Raw genomic sequence first — 23,842 nt, forward strand, 5'->3', positions numbered from 1 at the left:
GGTAGGAAAGCTACGGTCAGTTGCCGGGCAGCTTGTCGCGGTAGGTGGGCCAGTCGGCCACCAAGCGATTGACTACCGTGGCGCCCGTGCGGTAGGCCGCGTCGAGGGCGGGCAGGTAGGCCGAGTAGCCCTTATCCTGGCCGTGCTCCTCGCCGGCCAGGCTCTGAATGGCCGTGCTGCCGGGGTGCTGCATGGTGAAGTTGCTGGCCGCCCGCAGCACCAGAAACCGGCTGAAATCGACCCGTCCCGCCCGGCCCAGAAACTGCAGCGACTGCCCCGTGCCGGTGTCTTCCATGGCCGAGGTCACGAAGTTGCCCTGGCCCTGGGTCCAGTATTTCACCCAGTCGTTGGCCCACTGGTTGAGGAGCGCGCCGTGCCAGTAGGTCATGGCGGCCAGGTGGTCGCCCATCATCACGCGGGGCGGCTGGCGGGCGGCGGGGTACTGCGTGTAGGCCTGGCGGGCTGCCTTAATTTTCTCATTATCGAGCAGTTGCAGGTCCTTGGTTAGGCCGTAGGCCCAGTGCACCAGGCCGGGGTTCAGGTGCAGGGCGTTGTTGTAGTCGCCGGCGCGGGCAGGCTCCTGATAGGGCTTGGTTTTGCTGAGGGGCAGGTAGCCGGTCGTCCATTCCGGGGGCGCCTCGCGGGGGTCGATTTCATGGGCCAGGTCGCCATCTACCAGCCACTCGGCCCACGCGGCCGAGCCCGTGCTGCCATCGGCCGGGTCGATGCCCGCAATGCCCGCCACCAGCCAGTAGGCCTTGGTCAGGTCGAAGCGCGGGTCCATGCCCAGGGCCATGATGGAGGCCGCCGAGCGGGCCGTGCCCATGCCGGTGCAAATGCCCAGCACCTGCTTTTCGGGGTTATAGCGCAGCGCCCGGTAGCCCTGCGGGAAGGCAATGGTCTGGGCCAGGGGTAGGCGCTCGACCCAGTACTGAAACTCGCCCGGCGTGTCGCCCGTGTCCTCGCCGCGCTCAAACATCGTCACCACCACTACGCGCACTGGGATGGGCTTGGTGGCCTGCGCCGCGCCCAGCAGCGGCAGCAGGATGGTTAGTAGTAATAAGGTAAAACGGTGCGTCATATTCGAGGGCTTTTGAGGTGAAAGAGGGGGGTAGGGGAGCGTGCAAATCAACTTAAAAGAACGTCATGCTGAGCTTGTCGAAGCATCTCTACCGCTTCATATGAGCCTTTCAACGAGGCGACCAAGATGCTTCGACAAGCTCAGCATGACGTTCTTTTTCAAGGCGTTCTTCTATAATCTATTAGCTCCCTACCCCTCCCCATTGAGCCGGGCCACAAATGCGTCCCATTGCGGCTGCCAGCTGGCCAGGGCGCGCTGCTTCTCGGCGGCGGTGAGGTAGCTGTAGTTTATCCCATTGAGGGAGAGCTGTTTCAAGTCGCGCAAGTCCAGCTCCCAGGCCAGGAAAACGGCCCAGTAGTCGGGCGTCACGCCCACGTAGTCGAAGATGCCGGGGTCGTCGGAGCTGATGGACACCTGCACGCCGCGCCGAATCCAGGTGTGGGCCGGGTGCATGCGCAGGTCGCCCACGTAGTCGAGCAGCTGGTTGCTCAAGGGGCTGACTTCTATGCAAATATGCTGCTGGCGCACGAGGTCCTCGGCCGCCGGGAAAAACGCCAGGTTGAAGCCGTGGCCGATACGGGTGCTGCCCAGCACCGCCGCGTCGTACACGTTGGGCACGTGCTGCCAGGTGCTCTCGCCGTCGTGCAGGCATAGCGGTAGCTGCGTGCCGGTAGCCGCCGCCAGCGAGTCGCGCAGTTGCCACACCTCCTGGAAGTAGCGGGTGGGGTGGCCGGCATCCTCGTGGGCCACCAGGTCGAAGGCCGCCACCACGTCGGGGTAGCGCTGGTGCAGCGCGAAGGCCTGCCGCATGCTGCGCGCAATCAGGGCCGTCGATTTGAAGCGCAGGTCGGCATAGATGAGCCGGAAGGTGAAGGCTGGCTGGTGTGCCCGCACCCGCCGCGCCGCCCGCTGGTAGTAGCGCACAATGGAGTCGGCTGGAAACGAGCCCGCCGGGTGCGCCAGGTCGTAGAGGCTGCCGCTGAGGCCGGTGCGCAGCTCCACGTGCTGCACTCCATCGGCGGCCATCGAATCGAGGGTAGCGGTGGCCAGGTCTTCAAATATTGGCTGGTAATTCGTGAAGCCGTTCATCCGCTGGAAGCACTGCTCAAACTTCTGCCAGATGTTCACCGAGTCGCGGCTGATGCTTTCGTTGAACGTCAGCAGCGCGTGCAGCTGGGCCGGAAAACCCGGCACCGTGCGGCCCAGCACCGCCGCTGGCCGGAAGCCCGCGGGCACCTCGGCTGGCCGAAAAAAACGCAGCTCACCCTTGATGAATCGCCCATTATCAGCCGCCCAGTACACGTAGCAATGCGGCTCGCGTAGGGCGCGCTGCACTATCCACCAGGGGCTACCCCCCGCGCTGGGGTGCAGGTGGTGCACGCCGCCCTTGGGCATGGTTTTCAGCAGGCTGTAAAGCCGGGTGGCGTACATCTGCCGCCGCCAGCGGTAAAAATTGCGGGCCGGCGGGAAGAAATGGATGGAGTCGTAGTGCGCCTGCAGCTGCTCGCGCAGGGCCCGCAGGCGCAGGTCGGCCCGCGCTTCGGCCGCCGAGAGCCGCAGCCCCGAGCTGAAGTTGCGCACACTGTCGGCCTGCTCCAGGCGGCGCAGCTGCTGCGCGTAGGTAGCCGGCGGGCGGTGCTGGGCCGCCTCGCGCCGCGTGCAGCCCACCGCGCCGCCCAGCAGCAACCCAGTCAGTACCCAGATTATCGTGCTTTTGCTGAGTAAATTAGCTGCTCGGCTGGCTTTGGCGAATAGTTGGGTGGGCAGCAAATTGTCCATTCAAGTAAACGCAAAAAAGCTGCGGTAAGCAAGTAGTTGAACCGGCAACCTACTACCGCCCCACCAAGGAATACAAGCCTCACATGTTACCAAATTGTGTCCGCCCGGCGCTGCCCGCCGCAGCGCGCGCCGCCAGGCGGACTCTCAACTGGCCACCGCGGGCCTACCGCGCCAGGCGCAAGCCCGTGAACTGCCAGCGCTTATCGGCGTGGAAGAAGTTGCGGTAGGTGAGGCGGATATGGCTCTCGGGCGTGGCGCACGAGCCGCCGCGCAGCACCAGTTGGTTGACCATAAACTTGCCGTTGTACTCGCCCAGCGGGCCGGCCGCGCGCTGGTAGCCAGGGTAGGGATGGTAGGCCGAATAGGTCCACTCCCAGCAGTCGCCGAGCAGCTGGTGGCACTGGGTGGGGTCGGCATCGGCGGGCAGGGGTAGGGGGTCGAAGTGGCCGCTTTCGAGCCAGTTGCCGCCCGTGGGCGTGGCGCCGAAGTGGCGGGCCGCCACCTCCCACTCAGCCTCGGTGGGCAGGCGGGCGCCGGCCCATTGCGCGTAGGCATCGGCTTCGTAAAAGCTGAGGTGCGAGGCGGGCGCCGCCAGGTTGAGCGGCGCCAGGCCGGTAGGGCCGTAGCGCTGCCATTGGCCCTCAGCGGTTTGCGACCAATAGAGCGGCATTTTCCAGCCCTGCTGGTTTACCAAATCCCAGCCCTCGCCCAGCCAGAACTGAAACTGCTGGTAGCCGCCCGCCTCGATAAACTGCAGAAAATCGCCGTTCGTCACGAGCCGATTTTGCAGCTCAAACGGCGCCACCAGCACCTCGTGCACCGGCAGCTCATTATCAAACGAAAACCCTTCCTGCTGATGCCCAATGGCATAAATACCGCCCGGAACTGCCAGCCAGGACGCTGCGCTCAGTGAATAGTTAACAGTGAGCAGTGAACAATTGCCTGCTGCTAATTGCTCACTGCTCACTGTTAACTGTTCATTGCTTAAGTAGCCTGGCGCCAGCGGGTTGGTGCTCAGAATATACTTGATATCGGTGGCCAGCAGCTCCTGGTGCTGCTGCTCGTGGTGCAGGCCAAGCTCAACCAGCTCGGTGGCGGCGGCGGGCAGCTCGGGCAGGCGGGCCAGCAGCGCAGCCATGTGCTCATCCACGTAGGCGCGGTAGCGGTGCACATCGGCCAGCGGCGGGCGCGAGAGCGTGCCCCGGTCGGCCCGGTTTACGCGGGAGCCCAGCGAGTTGTAGTACGAGTTGAATAGGTAGGCGTACTGCGGGTCGTACACCTCGTAGCCGGGCGCAAAGCGCTGAAGCAGCATCGTTTCCCAAAACCAGGTGGTGTGGGCCAGGTGCCACTTGGGCGGGCTCACGTCGAGCGAGGGCTGCACCACCGTGTCTTCGGGCAGCAGCGGCTGCACCAGGGCCACCGACTGGGCGCGCACGGCCTGGTAGTGGGCCGGCAGCGCCGCTTGCAGCGCGGGGGCCGCAGGGGGGTAGGGTAGGGACGCAAAATTCATAGACGAAGAAAATCAGCTAAGCACTAAAGTGCTGATGTAACTGCCAGATGCCGCCCTGGGTTGCGGCCGCCGGCCCCTTGGGCCGCTTCGCAAAATGTCGGCTCATCAGCGCGCAGTAACGCAGCAGGCGGCGGCTAACGAAAATAGCGCGGAAAATTTTCGGACTGGTGGAATTTCTCCCTTACTAACTGGGTTTGCATTTGCCAATACACACTGGCGCATTTGCCAGGCCATTTTCAGAAATTTTTAGCTAACAAATTCTCCCCTTAAATGAGTACGAGTAGCCTAAGCCCAAGCCTGCAAGTTTCCGTGTCGCCTACCCCCCCCCACGTGCCCAAGCGCCCCGCCCGGCGCATTGGCGAAAAAAGCCGTCGCGGCTTCGCGGCCATGTCGCCCGAGCAGCAGCGGCGCATTGCCAGCGAAGGCGGCCGCGCCTCGCACGAGAGTGGCCGCGGCCACCGCTTCTCGGCCGAAGAAGCCCGCGCCGCCGGCCGCAAAGGCGGCCAAATAAGCCGCCGCGGTCCCAAAAAAACCGACTCGGACCCTAAATAGGCGCCTGGGTAGCACCTTTGCGCCCATGCTAACACTTTCTTACCAGCGGCGGGCGCTGCACTTCAACTTCCCGGCGCGTACCTCGCGCGGGGCGCTTACCGAGCACGTGGCCTACTACCTGCGGCTGCACGATGCGCGCCAGCCTAACCTCGTGGGCTGGGGCGAAGCGGCACCGCTGGCGGGCCTCAGTCCCGATTACAGCCCCGATTTTGAAGGCGCAGTGGCTGCTTTTTGCCGGCAGTTCAACGAGTCGAAGCACTTGGAGCTGCCGGCCGAGGCTGCGGCGGCACTGGTGTCCGCCACGCTGCCGGCCTTGCGCTTTGCCCTCGAAACGGCCGCTCTCGACCTGGGAGGGGGGGGTAGGCACCAGCTCTATGCCAACGACTTTAGTCAGGGCCGGGCCGGCTTGCCGATAAATGGCCTGGTCTGGATGGGCGACGCGGCCTTTATGCGCGAGCAAATCAGGCAAAAGCTGGCCTCCGGCTACGCCTGCCTGAAAGTGAAAATCGGTAGCCTGGATTTTGAAACCGAGCTGGCGTTGCTGGCCGAAATTCGGGCCGAGGCCGACGCCTCGCGCCTGATGCTGCGCGTCGACGCCAACGGCGCCTTCTCGCCCGCCGAGGCTCCGGTCAAGCTGGCCGCGCTGGCGCGTTTCGACCTGCACAGCATCGAGCAGCCCATTGCGGCCGGGCAGTGGCCGGCGCTGGCGCAGGTGTGCCGCGAGTCGCCGGTGCCCGTGGCCTTGGACGAGGAGCTTATTGGCCTCACCGACCCCGCCCGGCAGGAGGAGTTGCTTGACCGTGTGCGCCCGCCCTACGTGGTGCTCAAGCCCACGTTGCTGGGTGGCCACGCCGCCACCCGCCGCTGGATTGCCCTGGCCGAAGCCCGCGGCATCGGCTGGTGGATAACCTCGGCCCTGGAATCCAATATCGGCCTCAATGCCGTGGCCCAGCTTACGGGCGAGTACGATGTGGCCGGCTTTGCCCAAGGCCTCGGCACCGGCCAGCTGTACGATAATAACCTGGCCGCGCCGCTGCACATTCAGGCCGGAATGCTGCACTACGACCCCGCCGGCACCTGGGCCAGCGTAGGGTAGGCTTTAGCCTGCCGAATGGGAAATATTCGGCAAAAATTTAGCTGCTTTCAACCCGTTGGCGGCAAGCTAAAACTTACTCTATACCCCTTGCGAAAATTCGCTAACCGGTTGTATATTTAACCTTTCACTGGTTAAAGCTGCCGGGTGCTATGCAAGTTTTTACGTTGTTGGGTTGGGTAGCTGGCCTGCGGGTGGGCTGGCTGGTGCTGGGGCTGGGTCTACTGCTCCAAGTAGGGGTAGGGCAGGCCCAAACCCCGTCGGTGGCATTTGTTATCAGCCGGGCTGGCCGGCACAAGGTGCGGCTGCCTTTTTTCACGCAGCGCAACCTGATAATCGTGGCGGCCCGCCTCAATGGGCGCGGGCCCTACAACTTCCTGCTCGATACTGGCGTGGGCACCAGCCTGCTCACCGACCCTTCCATAGCCGATTCGCTGCACCTGGCGCGCGGCTCCGAATACAAGCTGCTGGGCGTGGGCGGCACCGACAGCGGCCTGCGCGCCTACGAGGTCAACAACGTGCGCGTAAATCTGGCCGGCCGCGCCGAGGCGCCGGGACTGACCTGGCTGCTGCTCAGCAGCGACGTGCTCGACTTATCCGGCTACGTGGGTATGCCGATTCACGGCATTATCGGGGCCGACCTCTTTCGCTCCTTCGTGGTCACTATTCGCCCCGAGCAGCATGAGCTGGTGCTCACTACCCCCACCGACTACCGCGCGCCCCGTGGCCGGCGCTGGGCCCGCCTGCCGCTGCTGCTCGACCGCGACAAGGCCTACATCACGGTGCTGGTGCAGCAGCAGCCCGCCACCCCCGATGCCGTGGCGCTGCCGCTGCGCCTGCTGCTCGATACCGGCGCGGGCCATGCGCTCAGCCTCGAAACCACCTCCGACCTGCGCCTGCACCTGCCCGCCACCCGCTTGCGCACCGACCTGGGCCGGGGCCTCACGGGGCTCATCAGCGGCTCATTGGGGCGGGTGGCGACTATGCAACTGGGCCACTACCACCTGCCCCAGGTACTCACGTCCTTTCCCGATTCGATGCAGGTGCACGAGCGCCTGAGCGGCACCGAGCGCCTGCGCAACGGCAGCATGGGCTACGAGGTGCTCAAGCGCTTCACCACCGTCATCGACTACCCCCACCACCAGCTGCTGCTGCGCCCCACGGCCGCCATGCGCGAGCCCTTCGAGCACGATATGTGCGGCCTCGACCTGCTGGCCACCGGCCCCAATTACCGCCGCTACCTGGTGCAGCGCGTGGTGCCCGGCTCGCCGGCGGCTACGGCCGGCATTGCCGAGGGCGAGGAGCTGATAAGTGTCAATTTTCTGCCTATCAATGTCTTCTCGCTCACCGACCTGAGCCACATGCTGCACTCGCAGGATGGCCGGGTGCTGCTGCTGCTGCTGCGCCGCCACGATGGCGAGCTGCACACGGCCAGCATCCGGCTCAAGCGCCAGATTTAGCAGTAGCCGGTGCCGGTTGTCATGGCGAGCCTGCGAAGCAATCGCTTTCGAACGAGTCGTGCGGGTATCGCCTCGGTGCGATTGCTTCGCAGGCTCGCAATGACAACCTACCCCTACATTTGTCGGCCATGTCTGCCGTTGCTCCCGATACCTTACCCCCGCCGCTCATTCGGGCCAACCAGCACATTTACCGCGACCACTTCCACGAGGAGTTCACCCAGACCCTGGACGAGAACATCCTGCAGCTGCTCGACCGCGTGTGGTTTCGGTCGCGGCTGGTGGGCTTCGAGCCCTACCCCCAGCGCAACAACCCGGACCGGCCGCTGATTTTTGCCTCCAACCACTCGGGTATGGCCTTCCCCTGGGACGCCATTATCTCGCTCTCGCACCTGTGGCGCTACCTGATGAATACCCGCGGCCACCTGCGCGATTTGCCCCGGCCGCTGTCGGCGCCCATGCTCTCGGCTACCAAGCTGATGAACCCCTACCTCATCACGGATTTCTGGAAAAAGTGCGGCAGCGTCGATGCTACCACGCTCAATTTCGAAACCATGATGTACTACCAGGAGCACAACCTCATGCTCTACCCCGAGGGCGTGCCGGGCATCGGCAAGGGCTTCAACCGCAAGTACCAGCTCCAGCGGCTGGCTACCAGTATGCTGCGGCTGAGCCTGATGCACGGTACCGACATCATGCCCTTCTACACCATCAACGCCGAGTACCTCAACCCCTACGCCTACAGCTTTGAGTGGATAAACCGGCTGACCAAGAAAATCGGCATCCCGTTTTTGCCCCTCACGCTGCTGCTGCTGCTCGTCATTGTGCAGCCCTGGGCCTTCTACCTGGCCCTGCCCGCCCAGCTCACCTACGTGATGGGCACCCGCATCCGGCCCACCGACCTCACTACCAAAAAGCACGACGAGCTGAGCCGCGACGAGCTGCTGGCTATTTCGGAGCAAATCCGCCAGCGCATGCAGGTGGAGATGGATGCCGCCGTGGCCGCCCACGGCCAGCACCCCTACCGCTGGCGCGAGCTGTGGCAGCGCATGAAGGAAAACCGCCGCTATTTTCCGTTCTTCCTACCCTTCGCCTGGCCCGCGGCCTTCACCGAGTTTGAGCGCCGCTACGTGAAAAACGGTGAGCGCGATTTCAACATGCACCTCGACCGGCCCGGCACGTTCTGGAAGCTGCTGTGGCGCAATCCGCTGGTGCTGGCCTACTTCATCCCGGTGCTGGGCTGGATTCCGCTGGCCATGAAAGGCTACCGCGACAACAAGCTGAGCCGCCTGGCGCGGGACAGGGCCGCCCCCACCGGCCGCTAGCGCCCAACCTCAACCATACCAATTACTGAAAGCTGCGTACAAGCGCTAAGTATCTGAAGCAGCGTAGGTAAGTTTGGGGCTGACGGCAGGCCAGGCCGCCATTTTTGCTCCTTAAAATCTATTTTTTCATCTCATCCATTTCCCCGTTTCACTCATGGACGACCTGTTTAAGAAATTCATCAATACCGGCGTCGGCTTCCTGTCGCAGGGCAATAAAGCCATGCAGAGCGCTATCGAGAAGCTGGTGAAAGAGAGCAAGATATCGGAGCAGGAAGGCAAGAAAATCGTGGATGACCTGCTGAAAAGCAGCGAAGCCAAGCGCACCGACCTCGAAAAGCAGTTCAAAGGCCTCACCGAAGACCTGAAAACCCGCGTCGGCCTCACCCCCGAAGCCAAGAAAAAGCCTACCCCCCCCGCCAAGGCCAAAGCCGCCGCCAAAAAGCCCGCCACCAGCGCCACCGCCCAGGCCGCCGGCACCGTGAAGAAAGCCGCCGCCAAGGCCGGTGCGGCCAAAAAAGCTGCCCCTAAAAAAGCAGCCGAAGCCAGCGCCCAGGCGGCTGAGTAGCTGAAAAGTAAGTAACTAAAAAGGGTCCCGCTGCGTGGTGCAGCAGGACCCTCTTTAGGTTGTAAAACGGAGTGGTACTCCGTTTGTCGTTGCCCGATTTGCGCGGGCGACAAACGGAGTGCCACTCCGTTTTACACTAGGCTTTGGCGTAAGTAACTTCCTTCACCGCCTTCAGGATGCGGGCCACGTTGGGCAGCGACGCTTCGATGAGGGTAGGGGCATAGGGCAGCGGCACGTCGGCACAGGTGATGCGGATAACCGGCGCGTCGAGGTAGTCGAAGGCGCGGCGCTGCACCATGTAGGCCAGCTCGCCCGAGATGCTGGCCAGCGGCCAGGCTTCCTCAATCACCACCATGCGGTTGGTTTTCTTCACCGAGTTGATGAGCGTATCGTAGTCGATGGGGCGCACCGAGCGCAGGTCGATTACTTCGGCATTGATGCCCTCCTTGGCCAGCTCGTCGGCAGCGGTGTAGAGCAGCTTCATCATTTTGCCGAAGCTCACTAGCGTTACGTCCTTGCCCTCGCGCACCACGTTGGCCCTGCCAATTTCGAGAATGTATTCTTCCTCGGGTACCTCGCCCTTGTCGCCGTACATCAGCTCCGACTCCATGAAAATCACTGGGTCGGGGTCGCGAATGGCGGCCTTCAGCAGGCCCTTGGCGTCGTAGGGGTTCGAAGGCACTACCACTTTCAGGCCGGGGCAGTTGGCGAACCAGTTCTCAAAGTTCTGCGAGTGCTGCGACGAGAGCATGCCCGCGTTGCCGGTGGGCCCGCGAAACACGATAGGGCACGAGTACTGCCCGCCCGACATCGAGTAAATCTTGGCCGCCGAGTTAATCACCTGGTCAATAGCCACCAACGAGAAGTTGAAGGTCATGAACTCGATAATCGGCTTGAGGCCATTGGCCGCCGCGCCTACCCCGATGCCAGCAAAGCCCAGCTCGGCAATCGGCGTATCAATCACGCGCTCAGGGCCAAACTCGTCGAGCATTCCCTGGCTCACCTTGTAGGCGCCGTTGTACTCGGCCACTTCCTCGCCCATCAGGAACACCGACGGGTCGCGGCGCATTTCTTCGCTCATGGCCTCACGCAGGGCCTCGCGGAATTGAATAGTACGCATCTGTTAGAATAAGTTAACGGGGTAAAGTTAAGGCGTAGTAGCGCGGACTTTGTAGTCCGCGCCCGAACGATTAGTGCGGATGGCATAGGTGCGGACTACAAAGTCCGCGCTACTTCAGCGCATCCCGGAAGGCAGGCCGTTGCACATAGTCCTGAAACTCCAGGTCCTCGGTGGCCTGGGTGGCCAGGTCGTGGTCGAGGCGAACGGCCTTTTGCAGCTCATCGGCCATCGTGGCTTCGTCGTGGCGGCGGGCGGCGGCCACGGCTAGGCCGTAGTGCGGGGCGGCTGCCTGCGGGCGCAGGTCAAGGGCCAAGTGATACTGGGCCGCCGCCGCATCGTAGGCGCCACGCTGCACCAGCAGCAGGCCTTGGTTCAGGTAGTTCTGGTAGCTGGGGCCGGCCAGGCGCAGGCTGGTGAGCGCCTGCTCGGGCTGGCCCACCTGAATTTCCAGCGCGGCTTTGTCCGAAAAAACCTTGCGCAAAATGTCCCGGTCGCCGCCCAGCTTAATGGCGTAGTCGTAGTCCTGCAAGGCCTCCAGGCGCTCCTGGGCGTGGTGGTGGGCCGAGGCCGCGCGGTAAAACAGCTCGGCCGTGGGGTGGCGGTGGGCCGCCAGTGTGAAGTTGACGGCCGCCCGGTGGTAGTAGTTCTGCTGTACGCGCAGGCTCGATTCCTTTTCGGCGCGCAGGGCCAGCACCGTGCCCAGGTTGTAAAACGCCTCCCAGCGGGCCGTGCTGGCGGCGGCCAGCTCATAAATGCGCTGCTTCTCGGCCAGCAGGGGGGTAAGGGTGGCCGAGTAGCGCAGCTCCTCGGGCGTGAGGGCGTCGAGGTCAGCTTCCTTGGCCAGAATTTTCTTGCTCAGAATATACACCTCCGAGTCGTAGCGCTGCGGTGCGGTGTAGGTCACAGCCACGGTGCCCCAGCGCAACACGGGGTAGATGTAGTCTTCGAGGTAGTCGAAGTAGCTGAGCTTGTGCAGCGCCTTTTCCTTCTGGGCAAACGTGCCGCGCGTGTCGTTAATGATACTCACCACCGAATCCTGCTGCGCGGGCTTCAGCACCGAGTGCTGCACCTGGTTGAGCAGCAGCTCCCAGCTGCGGCGGTAGGCCAGGGTGTCGAACTTAATATCCTCGACCTTATTAAGATACGAAAAGCCTTTCACCCGCTGCTTGTAGTAGTAAAGCAGCATCTTGACGCGCTTGCTGGCCAGCGCCGGCTGATGGGCATCGGTCGAGTCGGGCGAGTGGCCGGCCGCGATGAGCACGCGCTGGGTGTGCTGGTTCTCGTCAATCAAGTCTTCGAGCGCCGCAATGTTGGTGCCCAGGTGCGAGCGGATAAACCACTGGCCCTGGTCAAAATACAGGGGTAGGATACGGGTACCGCTCATCACGTTGCTGGCGTGCTCGGGCAGCAGCGCCAGCAGGGTATCTTCGAGCACCACGCGGCGCGCGGGGTCCGAAATGCCGCGCGCCACCAGCGTTTCGGTAGTAGCCGTCAGCACTTTGCCGTGAGGCTTCAGCTCGCGCACCTGGCCGCGGGCCATGAGCTGGCCCGGCGAGCGCTGTGGCGTGTTGGCGATGGTGAAGCGGCGGCGGCTCACCAGCCGGCCCTTCACCGAGTCGTCGTAGGTAAACTCGCCCTGCGCAAACGAGAGCCTGCCCACCGTGTCGAGGCGCAGGTCGTGGTCGTAATGATATGTCAGCAGCACCTCGTACACGGCCCCTTTGTGCAGGTGTTTGGCGGCTGCTTTGGCCGTGGCCTCAAAGGGTACCGACTCGCCCACGGCCGTGAGCGGCGTGGGTTCTACCCGCACGCGGCGGCCCGCCTCGGCGGCCTTGAGCATGGCGGGTAGGGGCGAGCAGCCGGTGAGCAGGGCCAGTAGCAGACCCGACAGGCTTACCCCCAGCCCCGGCTTAATAATTGAAAATGAGCGCAAATGAAAAAAAATTGGCAGCGGCTAAAATGAGTTAGATGGCAACCCGACCCGTGCCTAAACGTAAGAAGAAGGGTAACGTTGGCAGCTAATTAAGTTGTATATTAGCCCAGCAAAGTTGCAACGCGCCACTCAAAACTCCCTGTATGCATCGCCTTACCGACTTTATCGAATCACAGTCCTTTGGATTGTGCTCGGCGCTGGGGCAGCGCTGGGGTTTTAGTACGCGCAGCATTCGGCTCTCGTTTGTGTACGCGTCATTCTTCACCTTTGGCTCACCCATCGTGCTCTATTTCGCCGGGGTGTTCTGGATAAATATCCGCCGTGCCTGGCGCCAGCAGCGCAGCACCGTGTGGGATTTATAATCAATGCTTAGTTCTTGCTGAAGAGGGATAATAAGCAGCTCAAAGTGCCGCGTATTATCCCTTTTTTTTTGAGTATAAATCGGAGAAGTGCCTTTTGCCTCCGGCAAAGTACGCCCACACCAAGCTGCCCGCGTAGGTACCCGCGCGCTCATTCACGCGCAAATGTGGCCGGGCCAGGCGGCGGCGCTGCCGCCAGTAGCTGAGCTGCCGAAAAAAGTGCCAGTGCGCCCTACCCACCGCCTGCGCCTCGGGCCAGTTGCGGCCCAGCAAAAAGCGCAGGCCAGCTACCCAATCGAGCAGCAGACGCAGGGCAAAAGCGCCCACCAACTCACTCGGCGCGGCATTTTTGTAAAGCAGCGCCAGCCCGTTGCGAAAATTAAGGTAGGTTTTACGCGGGCTCGATTTGGGCAAAGTGCCGCCGCCCACGTGGTGCACTATGCTTGCGCCGCCCGCATACCACACTTCGTAGCCCGCGTTTTGGGCGCGCCAGCAGAAATCGATTTCCTCCATGTGAGCAAAAAAAGCGGGCTCCAGGCCACCCAGCTCGCGCCAAGTGCTGGCCCGCACCAGGCAGCAGGCGCCGCTGGCCCAGGCCACGGGCCGCGCGTCGTCGTACTGGCCCCGGTCTGTTTCGAGCGTGTCGAAGAGCCGGCCGCGGCAGAAGGGGTAGGCCAGCCGGTCGAGGTAGCCGCCGCCGCCGCCGGCGTGCTCGAAGAGGATAGGGTCGCTGTAGGCCAGTATTTTGGGCTGTACCGCCGCAATGCGTGGGTTGCCAGCCAGCAGCGCCCGCAGCGGCGGCAGCCAGCCTGGCTGCACGGCCACATCAGAGTTTAACAGCACAAAAAACGGGCTGTCGAGCTGGGCCAGGGCGTGGTTATAGCCCTCGCAAAAACCCAGGTTTTCACCGAAAACCAGCACCTCGACCTGCGGAAAGCCGTGGCGCAGCAGCGGCACCGAGTCGTCGGTCGAGGCATTGTCGGCCACCACCACGCGCGCGCCGGCCGCATGCGCCAGCACCGCTGGCAAAAACTGTCGCAAAAAATGCTCGCCGTTGTAATTGAGAATTACAATGGCCACGTCGGCGCAGGTCAAGAGTGAGTGGGTTGGTAAGTATTTTTTGTTGATTGTCAGTGCAAAAATAGAACGTCATGCTGAGCCTGTCGAAGCATCTCTACCACGCCGCTGGGGTTACCAATCCAACGGCGTAGTAGAGATGCTTCGACAGGCTCAGCATGACGTTCTATTTTATCTTTCGATTCTGCCCTGACTTCTACCCGCCAAAATTACTCAGGTCCAGGCCGGGCAGGTTGGGCAGCAGGCCGCTGGTTTGGCGCTGTAGCTCGCTTTTGGCCATTTCGCCGGCGGTTTCCAATGCCTTGTTCACGGCCGCTACCACCAGGTCGGGCAGCATCTCGCGGTCCTCGGGCGTGAGCAGCGACGGGTCAATTTCGAGCTTCACGAGGGTGCGGTGGCCATTGGCAGTAGCTTTTACCAGGCCGCCGCCCGCCTCGCCGGTGGCGGTAATGTGCTGGAGCTGCCCTTGGGCCTGCTGCATCTTGTCTTGCAGCTCTTTCACCTTACCCATCATGCCCATCATGTCAAATGCCATAATCTTATTGTCTTTATTTCCAAGTAGTTGGAAGAATGTATAAAAAATAACGAGCCGGTTTTGCTGTGCCCTACCCGAAGCAGCTAGGCTGCTAGCGAGCGCAGCAGCCAGCCTACCGATACTAAACCAGCACTACCGGTAAAAAGTGACCTGCCGCCGCAAAACTACCGCCGTTAGTGCCTGGCTGCTCAGCGGCCGGTGGGTCCAAAGCGCTCCGTTAGAATGGCTGTGGGGGGTAGGCCGCTGGCCTGCAAGGTGTTGGCCACGGTTTCGACCAGGCCGGTGGGGCCGCACACGTAGCACTGCGGGGAGGGGGGTAGGCGGGCCAGCACCTCGGCCAGCATGGGAGCATCGGGGCGGCGCTGGTAGCCGGCCCAGCCGGCCGGGGCCTGGCGGGTGTAGCTGAGCACCAGCGTGAAGGCGGGGTCGGCCTGCGCCATCGCCTCTAGCTCGGCGTGGTAGATAGCGTCTTCGGGCGTGCGCACTACCAGCAGCAGCAGCGCCGGCACGCGCAGCCCCACCCGCTGCCGGTGGCGCAGCATAGCCATGAGCGGCACCACGCCCGAGCCGCCGCCCACAAGCAGCAGCGGGGCCGCGCCAGCCGCGCCGGGCCACACAAAGTAGCCCCCGATGGGCCCGCGCACCGCTAGCAAGTCGCCCACGGCCACGCCTTCAAACAAGTAGCCCGATACTTCGCCGTCGGCAATCAGCTCCACGGTGAGCTCGATTTCGCCGGTTTGCTCGGGCGGCGAGGCCACGGAGTAGCTGCGCTCGGCCTGGTAGCCGCCCTCGGCCGTGAGGCGCAGGTCGTAGTGCTGGCCGGCCAGGTGGGGCGTGAAGGCCGGCAGCGCTAGCGTGAAGGTCTTCACGCGCGGCGTTTCTGGCCGAATGGCCGTGACCGTGGCCTGCTGCCAGTCGAGCCGGCTCATAGGCGAATAGCGCCGGTGCCGGCGTCCTCATCGTCGTCGAGGTAGCGCTGCTCTTTCCACGGGTCGCCGCGCATGCTGTAGCCGGCGCGCTCCCAGAAGCCGGGCTCGTCCTGGGCCGTGAAGCGCAGGCCCTGCACCCATTTAGCGCTTTTCCAGAAATACAGGTGCGGCACCACCAGGCGGGCCGGGCCGCCGTGTTCGGGCGCTAGCGGCTCGCCCTCAAACTGCAACCCCACGAAGCCCTTGCCGCCGCGCAGGTCGGCTAGGGGCAGGTTGGTGGTGTAGCCGCCGTAGCTGAACTCGGTCACGAACTGGGCCTCGGGCTTGAGGCGCACGTGCTCCAGCAGCGTATCCACGCTCACGCCGCGCCAGCGAGTGTTGAACTTCGACCACTTCGTGACGCAGTGAATGTCGGGGTTGAAGTCCTGCATCGGCAGCTTGTTGAACTCGTCCCAGCTCCACTTCACGGGCTCTTCTACCAGCCCTTCGAGCCGAAACTCCCACTGGCTGAGTGCGATGCGGGGGGTAGGGCCCGCCGTCAGCACCGGAAAATCGGTGGTTTCGTACTGGCCCGGCGGCAGCTGGGGGTTGCTTTGGCGCCGGGGACGAAAGCCTTTATTGACAAAAAAATCAGCCATAAGCAGAGAAAAAAGCCAGCCGACAAACGGCTGAACGATAAGGAAACAGCGCGGCCTAAAAGTAGTTAACCCGCAACCAAAAGCTCAGCTTGGCCAGCCGGTTTGCGCGGCTGTCCAAGCTGAGCTTGAGGATGTTCAGGGGGGTAGGCCGGCATTTGAGGCCGGCCCGCCTACTGCTTACCCCAGGTGGCTGAGGGCCGCAGTGAGGGCCGTGAGCACGGTTTGCAGGCTCTTTTCGGGGTCGGGGCCCAGGTGAATGTGCAGGGCGCGGCGGCCGTTGTCGCGCAGGGCCTCCAGGTCGCCCTGGGCCTGGGCATTCTCAAACGTGCCGAAGGTGTAGGTGCGGCCGGGCAGCGGCAGGTCCTGCGGGTGGTCGGCGGTGAACTGCACGAATAGGCCGGTGTTGGGGCCGCCTTTGTGGTACTGGCCGGTCGAGTGCAGGAAGCGCGGGCCGTAGCCCGAGGTAGTGGCAATGCGCAGCTTGTCCTGCACCTGCTGGCGGAAATCGGCGAGCTGCCCGTTGAGCTGCTCGGTTTCGTGCAGGTAGGCTTGCAGGGTCATAAAATCTCCGGGCTTGGCCTGCTGAAAAAATGCTTGCAGCACGCCGGCGCCGTCCTTGCCCGTCACGTCGCCGTAGTAGCTCACGCCATCCTGGGTGGCGGCGGGCTGGCCCGAGCTGGGCAGCTGGCCCTTCTCGGTCACTTCTTTCATCAGCTTGTCGGTGGCCGTTTTGGCGGCCTGCACGTTGGGCTGGTCGAAGGGGTTGATGCCCAGTACGATGCCTACTACGGACGTGGCAATTTCCCAACGGTAAAACTCGCGGCCCAGGTCCGTGGCCTCCTGCAGGCGGGTGATGATAACCGGGTGGCCGGCCTGCTCCAGCGCCGTCAGCTTGTCGAGGTTTGCCTGGTCGGCAACGTTCTCGTAGCCCACGTACACAAACACGCGGTCCTGGCCGTACTCATCGGGGCGGCCCAGCGGCTCGCCAGCCACCGGCAAAATGCCTTTGCCTTCCTTGCCCGTGCTTTCGGCCAGCAGCTGCTCCAGCCACAGGCCCAGGCTGCTCAGCGAGTCGGGGGTAATGAGCGTGAGCTTGTCGCGGCCCTGCTGGGCCAGCACGCCCAGCGCCGCGCCCAGCGCCAGGCCGGGGTTGCCGGCCATCGGGCCCTGCGCGCCGCAGTTGTGCATCATCTCCACGGCGCTGTGCAGCATGGCGCTGATATTGATGCCGTAGAGCGCCGCCGGCACCAGGCCGAAGTACGTGAGGGCTGAAAAGCGCCCGCCCACTTCCGGGAAGTTCAGGAAAATCTTGCGGAAGCCTTCCTTGGTGGCCTGGTCCACAAACTTGGAGCCAGGGTCGGTGATGGCCACAAAATGCTCGCCCGCCTTGTCGCCCTTAATCGCCTTCAGCTTGTCATAGAAATAATCGCCGAAGGCCAGCGGCTCAGCCGTAGTGCCCGACTTGCTGGCCACGATAAACAGCGTGTGCGCCAGGGGGAGCGACTTTTCCAGCTCGGCCACGGTGCCGGGGTCGGTCGTGTCCAGAATGGACAGCGGCAGGCCCTGCTGCTCAAACGAGCGGTCGAACACAATCGGGGCCATAGTGCTGCCGCCCATGCCCATCACTACTACGTGCTGAAAGCCCGCCGCTTTCACTTCCTGCACAAACTGCTCAATTTCGCCCACGGCTTTGGTCAGCACCTCGGGGCTGTCGAGCCAGCCCATAAAGCTGCGGATGCTCTGCTGCGCCTCGGCGTTCTGAGTCCACAGGGTGGCGTCTTTCTGCCAGAAGCGGGTAGTAAAATCCTGGTCGTTGAGGGCCTGAATTTTGGCGTCGATTTCGGCCTGGTACTGCCCCAGGTGGTAGGTGGCAGCAAATGAGTTGTCGGGCATGGGGTTTTGATTAATGGATGGTTAACAGTCGTTTGTCATTGCGAGGAGGAACGACGAAGCAATCTTTTCTGGTCGTTGGCGCAATGAAGTGAGCGATTAGGAAAGATTGCTTCGTCGTTCCTCCTCGCAATGACAATAGGGATACTTATTTTAAAATCGTGACGGTGCCGGTTTGGCTGAAATTCTGGCCCGCCTCGTCGCGCAGGGTGAGGCGCCACACGTAGGCCCCGTTCACCGGCGCGTGGCCCCGGATGGTGCCATCCCAGGTTTGGGTGCGGTCGGTGGCGCGGAAGGCTTCCTGGCCATTCTTGTCAATTACTACGAAGGAAAAGCCATTTAGGTAGCGGCCCTTCAGCTCCAGCACGTCGTTGAGGCCGTCGCCGTTGGGCGTAAACGCATTGGGCACCACCAAGCGCGGCTGTCGCGTGAGGGTTGCCACGTTCGAGTAGCTCACGGTGCCCGCCGGCAGGCCCGCCCCGCTGGCCTCGATGCGGTAGCGCAGCACCTGGCGGTCGGTAGGGGGGGTAGGGTCGAGGTAGCTCAGGCCGGTGAGCGGGGCCGACGTGGCCAGCACCGTGCCATCGGGGGCCAGCGTGAGCACCCGGTAGGTGGCGCCCACCGCCGGGCTGCCCGGCCCCCGAAACGCCGACCAGTTCAACTGCGCCGTGAGGCCGTCGGGGTCGGCGGCAGTCACCGCCAGCAGGCTGGGGCAGGTGGGGGGGGTAGGGGCCGAGCCGTTGCCGCACACGTCTTGCAGGCGCACGGTGTAGCAGGGCGGCGCGGCCAGCAGCTGGGTCAGGGTGGCGGGGTCGCGCAGGGTATCGGTAGCGGTGGGCACGGCCGCAAAGTCGAGCGCGCCCGGCCCGCCCTGGCGGCTATACAGCAGCTGCCCACCCGCCGGTAGCGCCGCCCCGGCGGCCGTCGTAGCCGTGAGCGTGAGCCGGCCCAGCAGGTCGAAGCTGGCATTGAGCAGCGGCGCGGCGGGGGGTAGGGCCGACACGGCCTGCACCACGGCATCGTTGGAAATCGACTGGCCGCCGCCCGTCACGGTGGCTTGCAGCGCGTAGGTGTAGCTGGTGCCGCAGGCCACGGCCGCATCGGCGTAGGTGGTGGCCGAGGGGGGTAGGGTGGTGAGCGCGGTGCCGTTGCGCAGCAGCGTGTAGCCCGCCACCGGCCCGGCTGTTTGCCAGCTCAGGTTGTTGACGTTATTGGCCGAGGTGCCGGCCAGCTGAATGGTCGGCAGCGGCACCGAGAAGGCCGAATCGGTACCGCACACGTCGTAGCGGGCAATGCGATACAGCCCCGGCTGCCCCAGCGAAGCCGTGTAGCTGGTAGGAGTCGTGAGGCCCACTATCGACCGAAACCGGGTCGGGTTGCCGGCATCAGCCACTTGCATGTAATTCTGATAATAATTGGTGAAGCCACTGAAAGCTAGCACCACCGGGCCGGGCAGCGTGCCCTGCACGGTGAGCCGCGCCAGTACCAGCGGCTGGGCCGACAAGGCCGGTACTGCCTGCGTAGCCTGGCCCGTGCAGATGAGGCTGGCGCGGTAGCTCCCGATAACGGTCACGCTGCTGCCGGCCGCCGCAGTGAGGGTAGGCGAGGTAGCCGCCGCAAACGGCCCCACCACGGCCCCGTTATTCACCCGGATGAAGTACTGGTCATAGGGGTTCGAGCCAAAGCTGACCTTCACCCGGCCGTTGCAGGGCGTCAGGGTAAAGCTGGGCGCCGGGCTGTCATACACCTGAAAATTGCGCACGAACACCGTGCCCGTGCCGCCCGCCACGCTGGGGTTAGCCAGTTCCGACACGGTAAGGGCCCCAGCCGCCGTGGGCGTAAACGTGTTGGCGGCCAGCCGGCCCGGCGTAAAGTCGCAGTTGGCGGGCGTTACGTTGGTGCCCGGCAGCGCATTGTAGTACAGCAGGTTGGTCGCCACTGAGCGCCCGCAACCCAGGTCGAAGCGCACGGCCCGGCCCACGCACAGCGCCTGCACCTCCTGCCCGGTAATGACGTCGATGGCCACGAAGGGGGTAGGGCAGCCCGTGGGCGGCGTAGTGATGGTGCACTGCGCGGCGGCCGGCACCACCAAGCCCGGCAGCGCCAGCAGCATAAATAGCCCCAGCAGCCAGGGCCGCCGCACCAAGGAAAAAAACTGTTTCATACCCACTGCTAACGACAAGTTTACGCCCACTCGTATTCCCGCACAAAGCGGGCGGCGCGGTGCAGGTCGGGCGCCAGCAGCCGGTCGGGAGCCGCGAAGTTAACTACCCCGCCAAACGCCGCCACCATCGCCTCCAGCACCGGGCTGCTGTGCGCGGGCTGCCGCAGCGCCCACACCCGCGCCGCCGCCAGCAGCTCGATGCCCAGCAGCTGCTCGGTGTTTTCGACCACGCGGCGCACGTCGGGCGCCGCTGGGGCGGGGTCGCTCAGCCGCTGGCTATAATCGGCCAGGCTGGCTGCCACGCCTGGCAGAGCTAGCAGCCCAGCCGGCGCCGACCCGGTGGCCAGCAGGTTGCTCGTGCGTTGGGCCGAGGCCTGGCCCGCTGCCGCCACCGCGCGGGCCAATTGGCCGAGGGCCAGGGGCAGCTGCCCGGCCGGCGCAGTGGCCCCGGCATTGCAGGCTGCCTCCACCACCTGCGCCACGTGGGCCAGCTCGGGGCTGATGTCAGCCGCCACCGCCGCACTGAGTCCAGCGATAATCAGGCTGGCGCGCAGTAGGTGGGTAGCGCGCTCCAGCGCCTCGGTGGCATAGGCCAGCGCAAAGGCCGCGCCCCCAAGCACCTGTTGGCCTTCCTGCTCCGGCAAGGTTAAATGGGCCCAGCCAAGCAGCTCCAGCACGTCGGCCGCGGCCAGGCGGTAGCCCTGGTAATTGACATCGCCCAGCCCCAGCAGCGGCAAGCTTAGGTGCGCCAGGGGCGTTTCGGCAGTGCCCTGCTCATACACCACCGGCCACACCTCGCGGTTGTAGAAGTCGAGCAGGCGCTTGGCAACGGGCGCGCCGGCAGGTGCCTGGCTCAGGGCGTAGGCTTGCAGCAGCAGCAGGCGGCGCACCAGCTCTGGGGGCACCTCGGGGCCGGTGCCGCAGGCGTGGGCCAGCAACCAGTGGCCCGGCGGCGGGCTGGCCGCTGGCGCGGCTTGGGGGGGGTAGGGAGCCCGAAGCTGGGCTTCCGTTTCAGCGGGCAGGCGTTGCGGCTCGTGGCTGCGGAGGGCAGCGGCCAGTGCGGCCAGGGTCAGGGGCTGCGCGAATGATAGCATAGGAGTAGACATCCGGCAGGGGGTAGCAGGTGGAAGTGCCCAAAAGTAGCGGCGAGGCCACCCGTGAACATTCAGTGGCAAGCGGTTGGGGCGGAGTTTGGCTGCGCAAGTAATTGACTGACAGAAGAATTTTCTTTGGTGAGGAAGCGCTTTTTTGTTATTTTTACTAGTTGGGCTACCTAGCCGCCCAGCCAGCCCAAAAGCCACTCTTTTCCTACCTCTCAGCTGCTATGAAAACTACTGCACTACTACTGGCCGCCAGCACCTTTGCGCTACTGATTAGCCTGCTTGCCGCCCACCCAGCCCATGCCCAGCAGCCAGCCCCCGCCGGTAAGCGGAGCCTACCCCCCGTGCCGGGCCTGGGGCCTGACCCGGTGCTGCGGCCGGGAGCCACGCCGGCCGAAAAAGCGGCTTACCAGCGCGAAATGGCCGAGCACACCCGGCAGCGCTGGAACTACCTGCTCACTGACTCCACCATGCGCACCAGGGTATTCAACAACGCACCCAATGCGCTGCTGGTCGAAACGGTGCGCGACCTCCCCCCCGGCACGGCCCTCGATGCCGATATGGGCGAAGGCCGCAATGCCCTCTACCTGGCCCAGCTGGGCTGGCAGGTCACGGGCGTGGATATTGCCGAAAAAGCCCTGGCCTTCGCTCAGGCGCGGGCCCACCAGCTGCACGTGCCCCTCGCCACCGAGATACACGACATGGCTACCTACGACTGGGGCCAGAACAAGTGGGACCTCATCGTGCTGAGCTACGCCGGGGGCCGCGACTATGCCGCGCGGGTGCAGCGCGCCCTCAAGCCCGGCGGCCTGGTGGTGCTCGAAGCCTTTCACATGGATGCCGCCCAGCACCTGCAAGTGCTTAACGGCGACTACCGCGTGTTCTTCAACCACGACGAGCTGCCCCGGCTCTACAGCGGCGCGGGCCTGAAAATCGTGCGCTACGAAGAACCCGTCGCCCCCGCCGACTTCACCAAGCAAAACCTGCGCCTGGTGCGGCTCGTGGCCCAAAAACCCCAGCCCTAGGCAGGTTTTCGCAGTGAAGAACTGATAAGAACGTTATGCTTATCTGGCGTCCGCTTGTCGAAGCATCTCTACCGCGTAAGTAATCCTAACGGTTGAGGTTAGTTGCGCGGTAGAGATGCTTCGACAAGCGGACGCCAGATAAGCATGACGTTCTTTTTGACTCTTTACTCAAAAAATCGTGCTTACACCGTCAGCGCCGTTACAACCTCGCTCAGTGGCAGCGCCTTCTCCTCGCCGGTTTTCAGAATCTTAATCTTGGCCACGCCGGCCGCCAGCTCCTCGGGGCCCAGGATGAGCACCAGCGGAATGCCCTTGGCATCGGCATACTTGAACTGCTTTTGCAGCTTGCCGGCGTCGGGGTACAACTCGGCCGGAATGCCGGCGGCGCGCAGCTCGGCCAGCAGGGGTAGGGCTGCTCGGCCGCTGGCCGGGTCGAAGTGCGTGAGCAGCACCCGCGTGGGTGTTTCGCTGGTGTCGGTGAACAGGTCCAGGCTTTCGAGGCAGTCGTAAATTCTATCGACCCCAAACGAGAAGCCTACCCCCGACACGCCCGGCAAGCCGAAGCTGCCGGTGAGGTTGTCGTAGCGGCCGCCGCCGCTCACGCTGCCCATCGCCACATTGTTGATTTTTACCTCAAAAATGCAGCCCGTGTAGTAGCTCAGGCCCCGCGCCAGGGTAGGGTCAAACTCCAGGCGGTCAAACTGCCGGAAGCCGCTGGCTTGCAGCAGGTCGCGCACTTCGGCCAGTTCCTGCAGGCCGCGGTAGTAGGTGAGGTCGAGGTCGTCGTCGTCGGTTTCGACGGTGGGGCGGGGGCCGTCGGGCTCCACGCCGGCCGTCACGAAGCCGGCGAGCAGGCGTTGCAGCTTCTCGGCATAGTCGCCTTCTACACTGAGCAGGGCGAAGAGAATGCCGATGGTCTGCTCAGCAAAGCCCTTCTCCAGCAGCTCCTTGCGCACGCCATCTTCCCCGATTTTGTCGAGCTTGTCGATGGCCACGAATAGGTCCGTTTCCTGGCCTTCGCCGCCCAGTGCCTGGTAAATGTTGCGCAGCACCCCGCGGTGGTTGATTTTGATGGTAAAATCATCCAGCCCCAGGCCGTTGAACACCTGCGCCATCATGAGCACGATTTCGGCCTCGCAGAGCAGCGAAGTGGTGCCCACCACGTCGGCGTCGCACTGCCAGAACTCGCGGTAGCGGCCCCGCTGCGGGCGGTCGGCGCGCCACACGGGCTGCATCTGGTAGCGGCGGAAGGGGAAGGTGAGCGTGCCGCGGTTCATGGCCACGTAGCGGGCAAAGGGCACGGTGAGGTCGTAGCGCAGGCCCTTTTCGGCAATCTTGGGCAGCACTACTTTGGGGCCGGCTTCGAGGTCTTCGGGCGTTACGAGGGGGGTAGTCTCGCCCCGGCGCTCCTTGACCAGGAAGTTGCCCGAGTTCAGGACTTTAAACAGCAGTTGGTCGCCCTCGTCGCCGTACTTGCCGGTGAGCACCGAGAGGTTCTCCAGCGTCGGGGTTTCGAGCGGGGCGTAGCCAAACGTCTCGAACGTGCGCCGAATAACGCCAAAAATATGCTGGCGGCGGGCCACCTGGGCCGGGCCAAAATCGCGGGTGCCTTGCGGGATGCTGGGTTTTTCCATTACAGCCGCAAAGGACGGAAGTAATGCACAAGGAGCAATGAGTAAGGCGCAAGTGGTTGGCCAGCCAGGGGCGTGG

The 23,842-nt window shown here is 63.9% G+C and carries 20 protein-coding genes; 7 read left to right on the forward strand and 13 right to left on the reverse strand.

Going from position 1 to position 23,842, the window contains the following annotated elements; translation table 11 throughout:
• Positions 1–16: 16 nt before the first annotated feature.
• The 3 genes from E4631_RS18735 to egtB form a co-directional block, all read right to left on the reverse strand.
• Positions 17–1,081, reverse strand: coding sequence for a purine nucleoside permease (locus E4631_RS18735; protein ID WP_133659415.1), 1,065 nt, complete (start codon positions 1,079–1,081; stop codon positions 17–19).
• Positions 1,082–1,270: 189 nt separating this feature from the next.
• Positions 1,271–2,860, reverse strand: coding sequence for a hypothetical protein (locus E4631_RS18740; RefSeq protein WP_133659416.1), 1,590 nt, complete (start codon positions 2,858–2,860; stop codon positions 1,271–1,273).
• Positions 2,861–3,023: 163 nt separating this feature from the next.
• Positions 3,024–4,370, reverse strand: coding sequence for an ergothioneine biosynthesis protein EgtB (egtB, locus tag E4631_RS18745; RefSeq protein ID WP_166648227.1), 1,347 nt, complete (start codon positions 4,368–4,370; stop codon positions 3,024–3,026).
• 270 nt (positions 4,371–4,640) lie between these two features.
• On the opposite strand from egtB, the gene E4631_RS18750 reads away from it, so the two are divergent.
• The 5 genes from E4631_RS18750 (at position 4,641) to E4631_RS18770 (ending at position 9,362) form a co-directional block, all read left to right on the forward strand.
• Positions 4,641–4,922, forward strand: coding sequence for a KGG domain-containing protein (locus E4631_RS18750; RefSeq protein ID WP_133659417.1), 282 nt, complete (start codon positions 4,641–4,643; stop codon positions 4,920–4,922).
• A gap of 25 nt (positions 4,923–4,947) precedes the next feature.
• Entirely contained in the window at positions 4,948–6,018 is a 1,071-nt protein-coding gene (locus tag E4631_RS18755) for an o-succinylbenzoate synthase (protein ID WP_133659418.1), read from the forward strand.
• A 149-nt stretch (positions 6,019–6,167) separates the two neighbouring features.
• Positions 6,168–7,475: an aspartyl protease family protein gene (locus E4631_RS18760; RefSeq protein WP_133659419.1), complete on the forward strand. Its 1,308-nt coding sequence runs from the start codon at positions 6,168–6,170 to the stop codon at positions 7,473–7,475.
• A gap of 128 nt (positions 7,476–7,603) precedes the next feature.
• The gene (locus tag E4631_RS18765; protein ID WP_133659420.1) at positions 7,604–8,797 is read left to right on the forward strand and encodes a hypothetical protein; all 1,194 of its coding nucleotides are present in this window, start codon (positions 7,604–7,606) and stop codon (positions 8,795–8,797) included.
• A gap of 154 nt (positions 8,798–8,951) precedes the next feature.
• The gene (locus tag E4631_RS18770) at positions 8,952–9,362 is read left to right on the forward strand and encodes a hypothetical protein (protein ID WP_133659421.1); all 411 of its coding nucleotides are present in this window, start codon (positions 8,952–8,954) and stop codon (positions 9,360–9,362) included.
• Positions 9,363–9,498: 136 nt separating this feature from the next.
• On the opposite strand, the gene E4631_RS18775 is transcribed toward E4631_RS18770, so the two are convergent.
• Together E4631_RS18775 and E4631_RS18780 are read right to left on the reverse strand one after the other, a co-directional pair.
• Entirely contained in the window at positions 9,499–10,482 is a 984-nt protein-coding gene (locus tag E4631_RS18775; protein ID WP_133659422.1) for a pyruvate dehydrogenase complex E1 component subunit beta, read from the reverse strand.
• Positions 10,483–10,591: 109 nt separating this feature from the next.
• A complete protein-coding gene (locus E4631_RS18780; protein ID WP_133659423.1) occupies positions 10,592–12,415 on the reverse strand; it encodes a tetratricopeptide repeat protein in 1,824 nt (607 codons plus the stop codon).
• A 143-nt stretch (positions 12,416–12,558) separates the two neighbouring features.
• Between E4631_RS18780 and E4631_RS18785 the strand changes: the two genes are divergently transcribed.
• Positions 12,559–12,777: a PspC family transcriptional regulator gene (locus tag E4631_RS18785; protein ID WP_133659424.1), complete on the forward strand. Its 219-nt coding sequence runs from the start codon at positions 12,559–12,561 to the stop codon at positions 12,775–12,777.
• 54 nt (positions 12,778–12,831) lie between these two features.
• Here the strand turns inward: E4631_RS18785 and E4631_RS18790 are convergent, their stop codons facing one another.
• The 7 genes from E4631_RS18790 to E4631_RS18820 all read right to left on the reverse strand — a co-directional run bounded on the left by E4631_RS18790 (position 12,832) and on the right by E4631_RS18820 (position 21,113).
• Positions 12,832–13,869 (reverse strand): glycosyltransferase family 2 protein, encoded by a 1,038-nt coding sequence (locus tag E4631_RS18790; protein ID WP_240735068.1) that lies wholly within the window; start codon positions 13,867–13,869, stop codon positions 12,832–12,834.
• Positions 13,870–14,047: 178 nt separating this feature from the next.
• Positions 14,048–14,386: a YbaB/EbfC family nucleoid-associated protein gene (locus E4631_RS18795; RefSeq protein ID WP_133659425.1), complete on the reverse strand. Its 339-nt coding sequence runs from the start codon at positions 14,384–14,386 to the stop codon at positions 14,048–14,050.
• Positions 14,387–14,574: 188 nt separating this feature from the next.
• Positions 14,575–15,315 carry a ferredoxin reductase gene (locus E4631_RS18800; RefSeq protein WP_133659426.1) on the reverse strand — a complete coding sequence of 247 codons (741 nt, stop codon included), beginning with the start codon at positions 15,313–15,315 and terminating at the stop codon, positions 14,575–14,577.
• Positions 15,312–15,953 carry a sulfite oxidase-like oxidoreductase gene (locus E4631_RS18805; protein WP_133659427.1) on the reverse strand — a complete coding sequence of 214 codons (642 nt, stop codon included), beginning with the start codon at positions 15,951–15,953 and terminating at the stop codon, positions 15,312–15,314. The genes E4631_RS18800 and E4631_RS18805 overlap by 4 nt, the downstream gene beginning before the upstream one ends.
• A gap of 177 nt (positions 15,954–16,130) precedes the next feature.
• Complete coding sequence (locus E4631_RS18810; protein ID WP_133659428.1) at positions 16,131–17,846, reverse strand: hypothetical protein; 1,716 nt, start codon at positions 17,844–17,846, stop codon at positions 16,131–16,133.
• A gap of 145 nt (positions 17,847–17,991) precedes the next feature.
• Entirely contained in the window at positions 17,992–20,007 is a 2,016-nt protein-coding gene (locus tag E4631_RS18815; protein ID WP_133659429.1) for a gliding motility-associated C-terminal domain-containing protein, read from the reverse strand.
• 20 nt (positions 20,008–20,027) lie between these two features.
• Positions 20,028–21,113 (reverse strand): aromatic amino acid lyase, encoded by a 1,086-nt coding sequence (locus tag E4631_RS18820; protein WP_133659430.1) that lies wholly within the window; start codon positions 21,111–21,113, stop codon positions 20,028–20,030.
• A gap of 218 nt (positions 21,114–21,331) precedes the next feature.
• Here E4631_RS18820 and E4631_RS18825 point away from each other — a divergent pair, with 218 nt between their 5' ends.
• The gene (locus E4631_RS18825; RefSeq protein WP_133659431.1) at positions 21,332–22,132 is read left to right on the forward strand and encodes a bifunctional 2-polyprenyl-6-hydroxyphenol methylase/3-demethylubiquinol 3-O-methyltransferase UbiG; all 801 of its coding nucleotides are present in this window, start codon (positions 21,332–21,334) and stop codon (positions 22,130–22,132) included.
• Between the two features lie 182 nt (positions 22,133–22,314).
• Here the strand turns inward: E4631_RS18825 and hisS are convergent, their stop codons facing one another.
• The gene (gene hisS / locus E4631_RS18830) at positions 22,315–23,766 is read right to left on the reverse strand and encodes a histidine--tRNA ligase (RefSeq protein ID WP_133659432.1); all 1,452 of its coding nucleotides are present in this window, start codon (positions 23,764–23,766) and stop codon (positions 22,315–22,317) included.
• Positions 23,767–23,842: the final 76 nt, after the last annotated feature.

The sequence above is a fragment of the Hymenobacter sp. UV11 genome (assembly GCF_004684095.1).
GTDB lineage: Bacteria > Bacteroidota > Bacteroidia > Cytophagales > Hymenobacteraceae > Hymenobacter.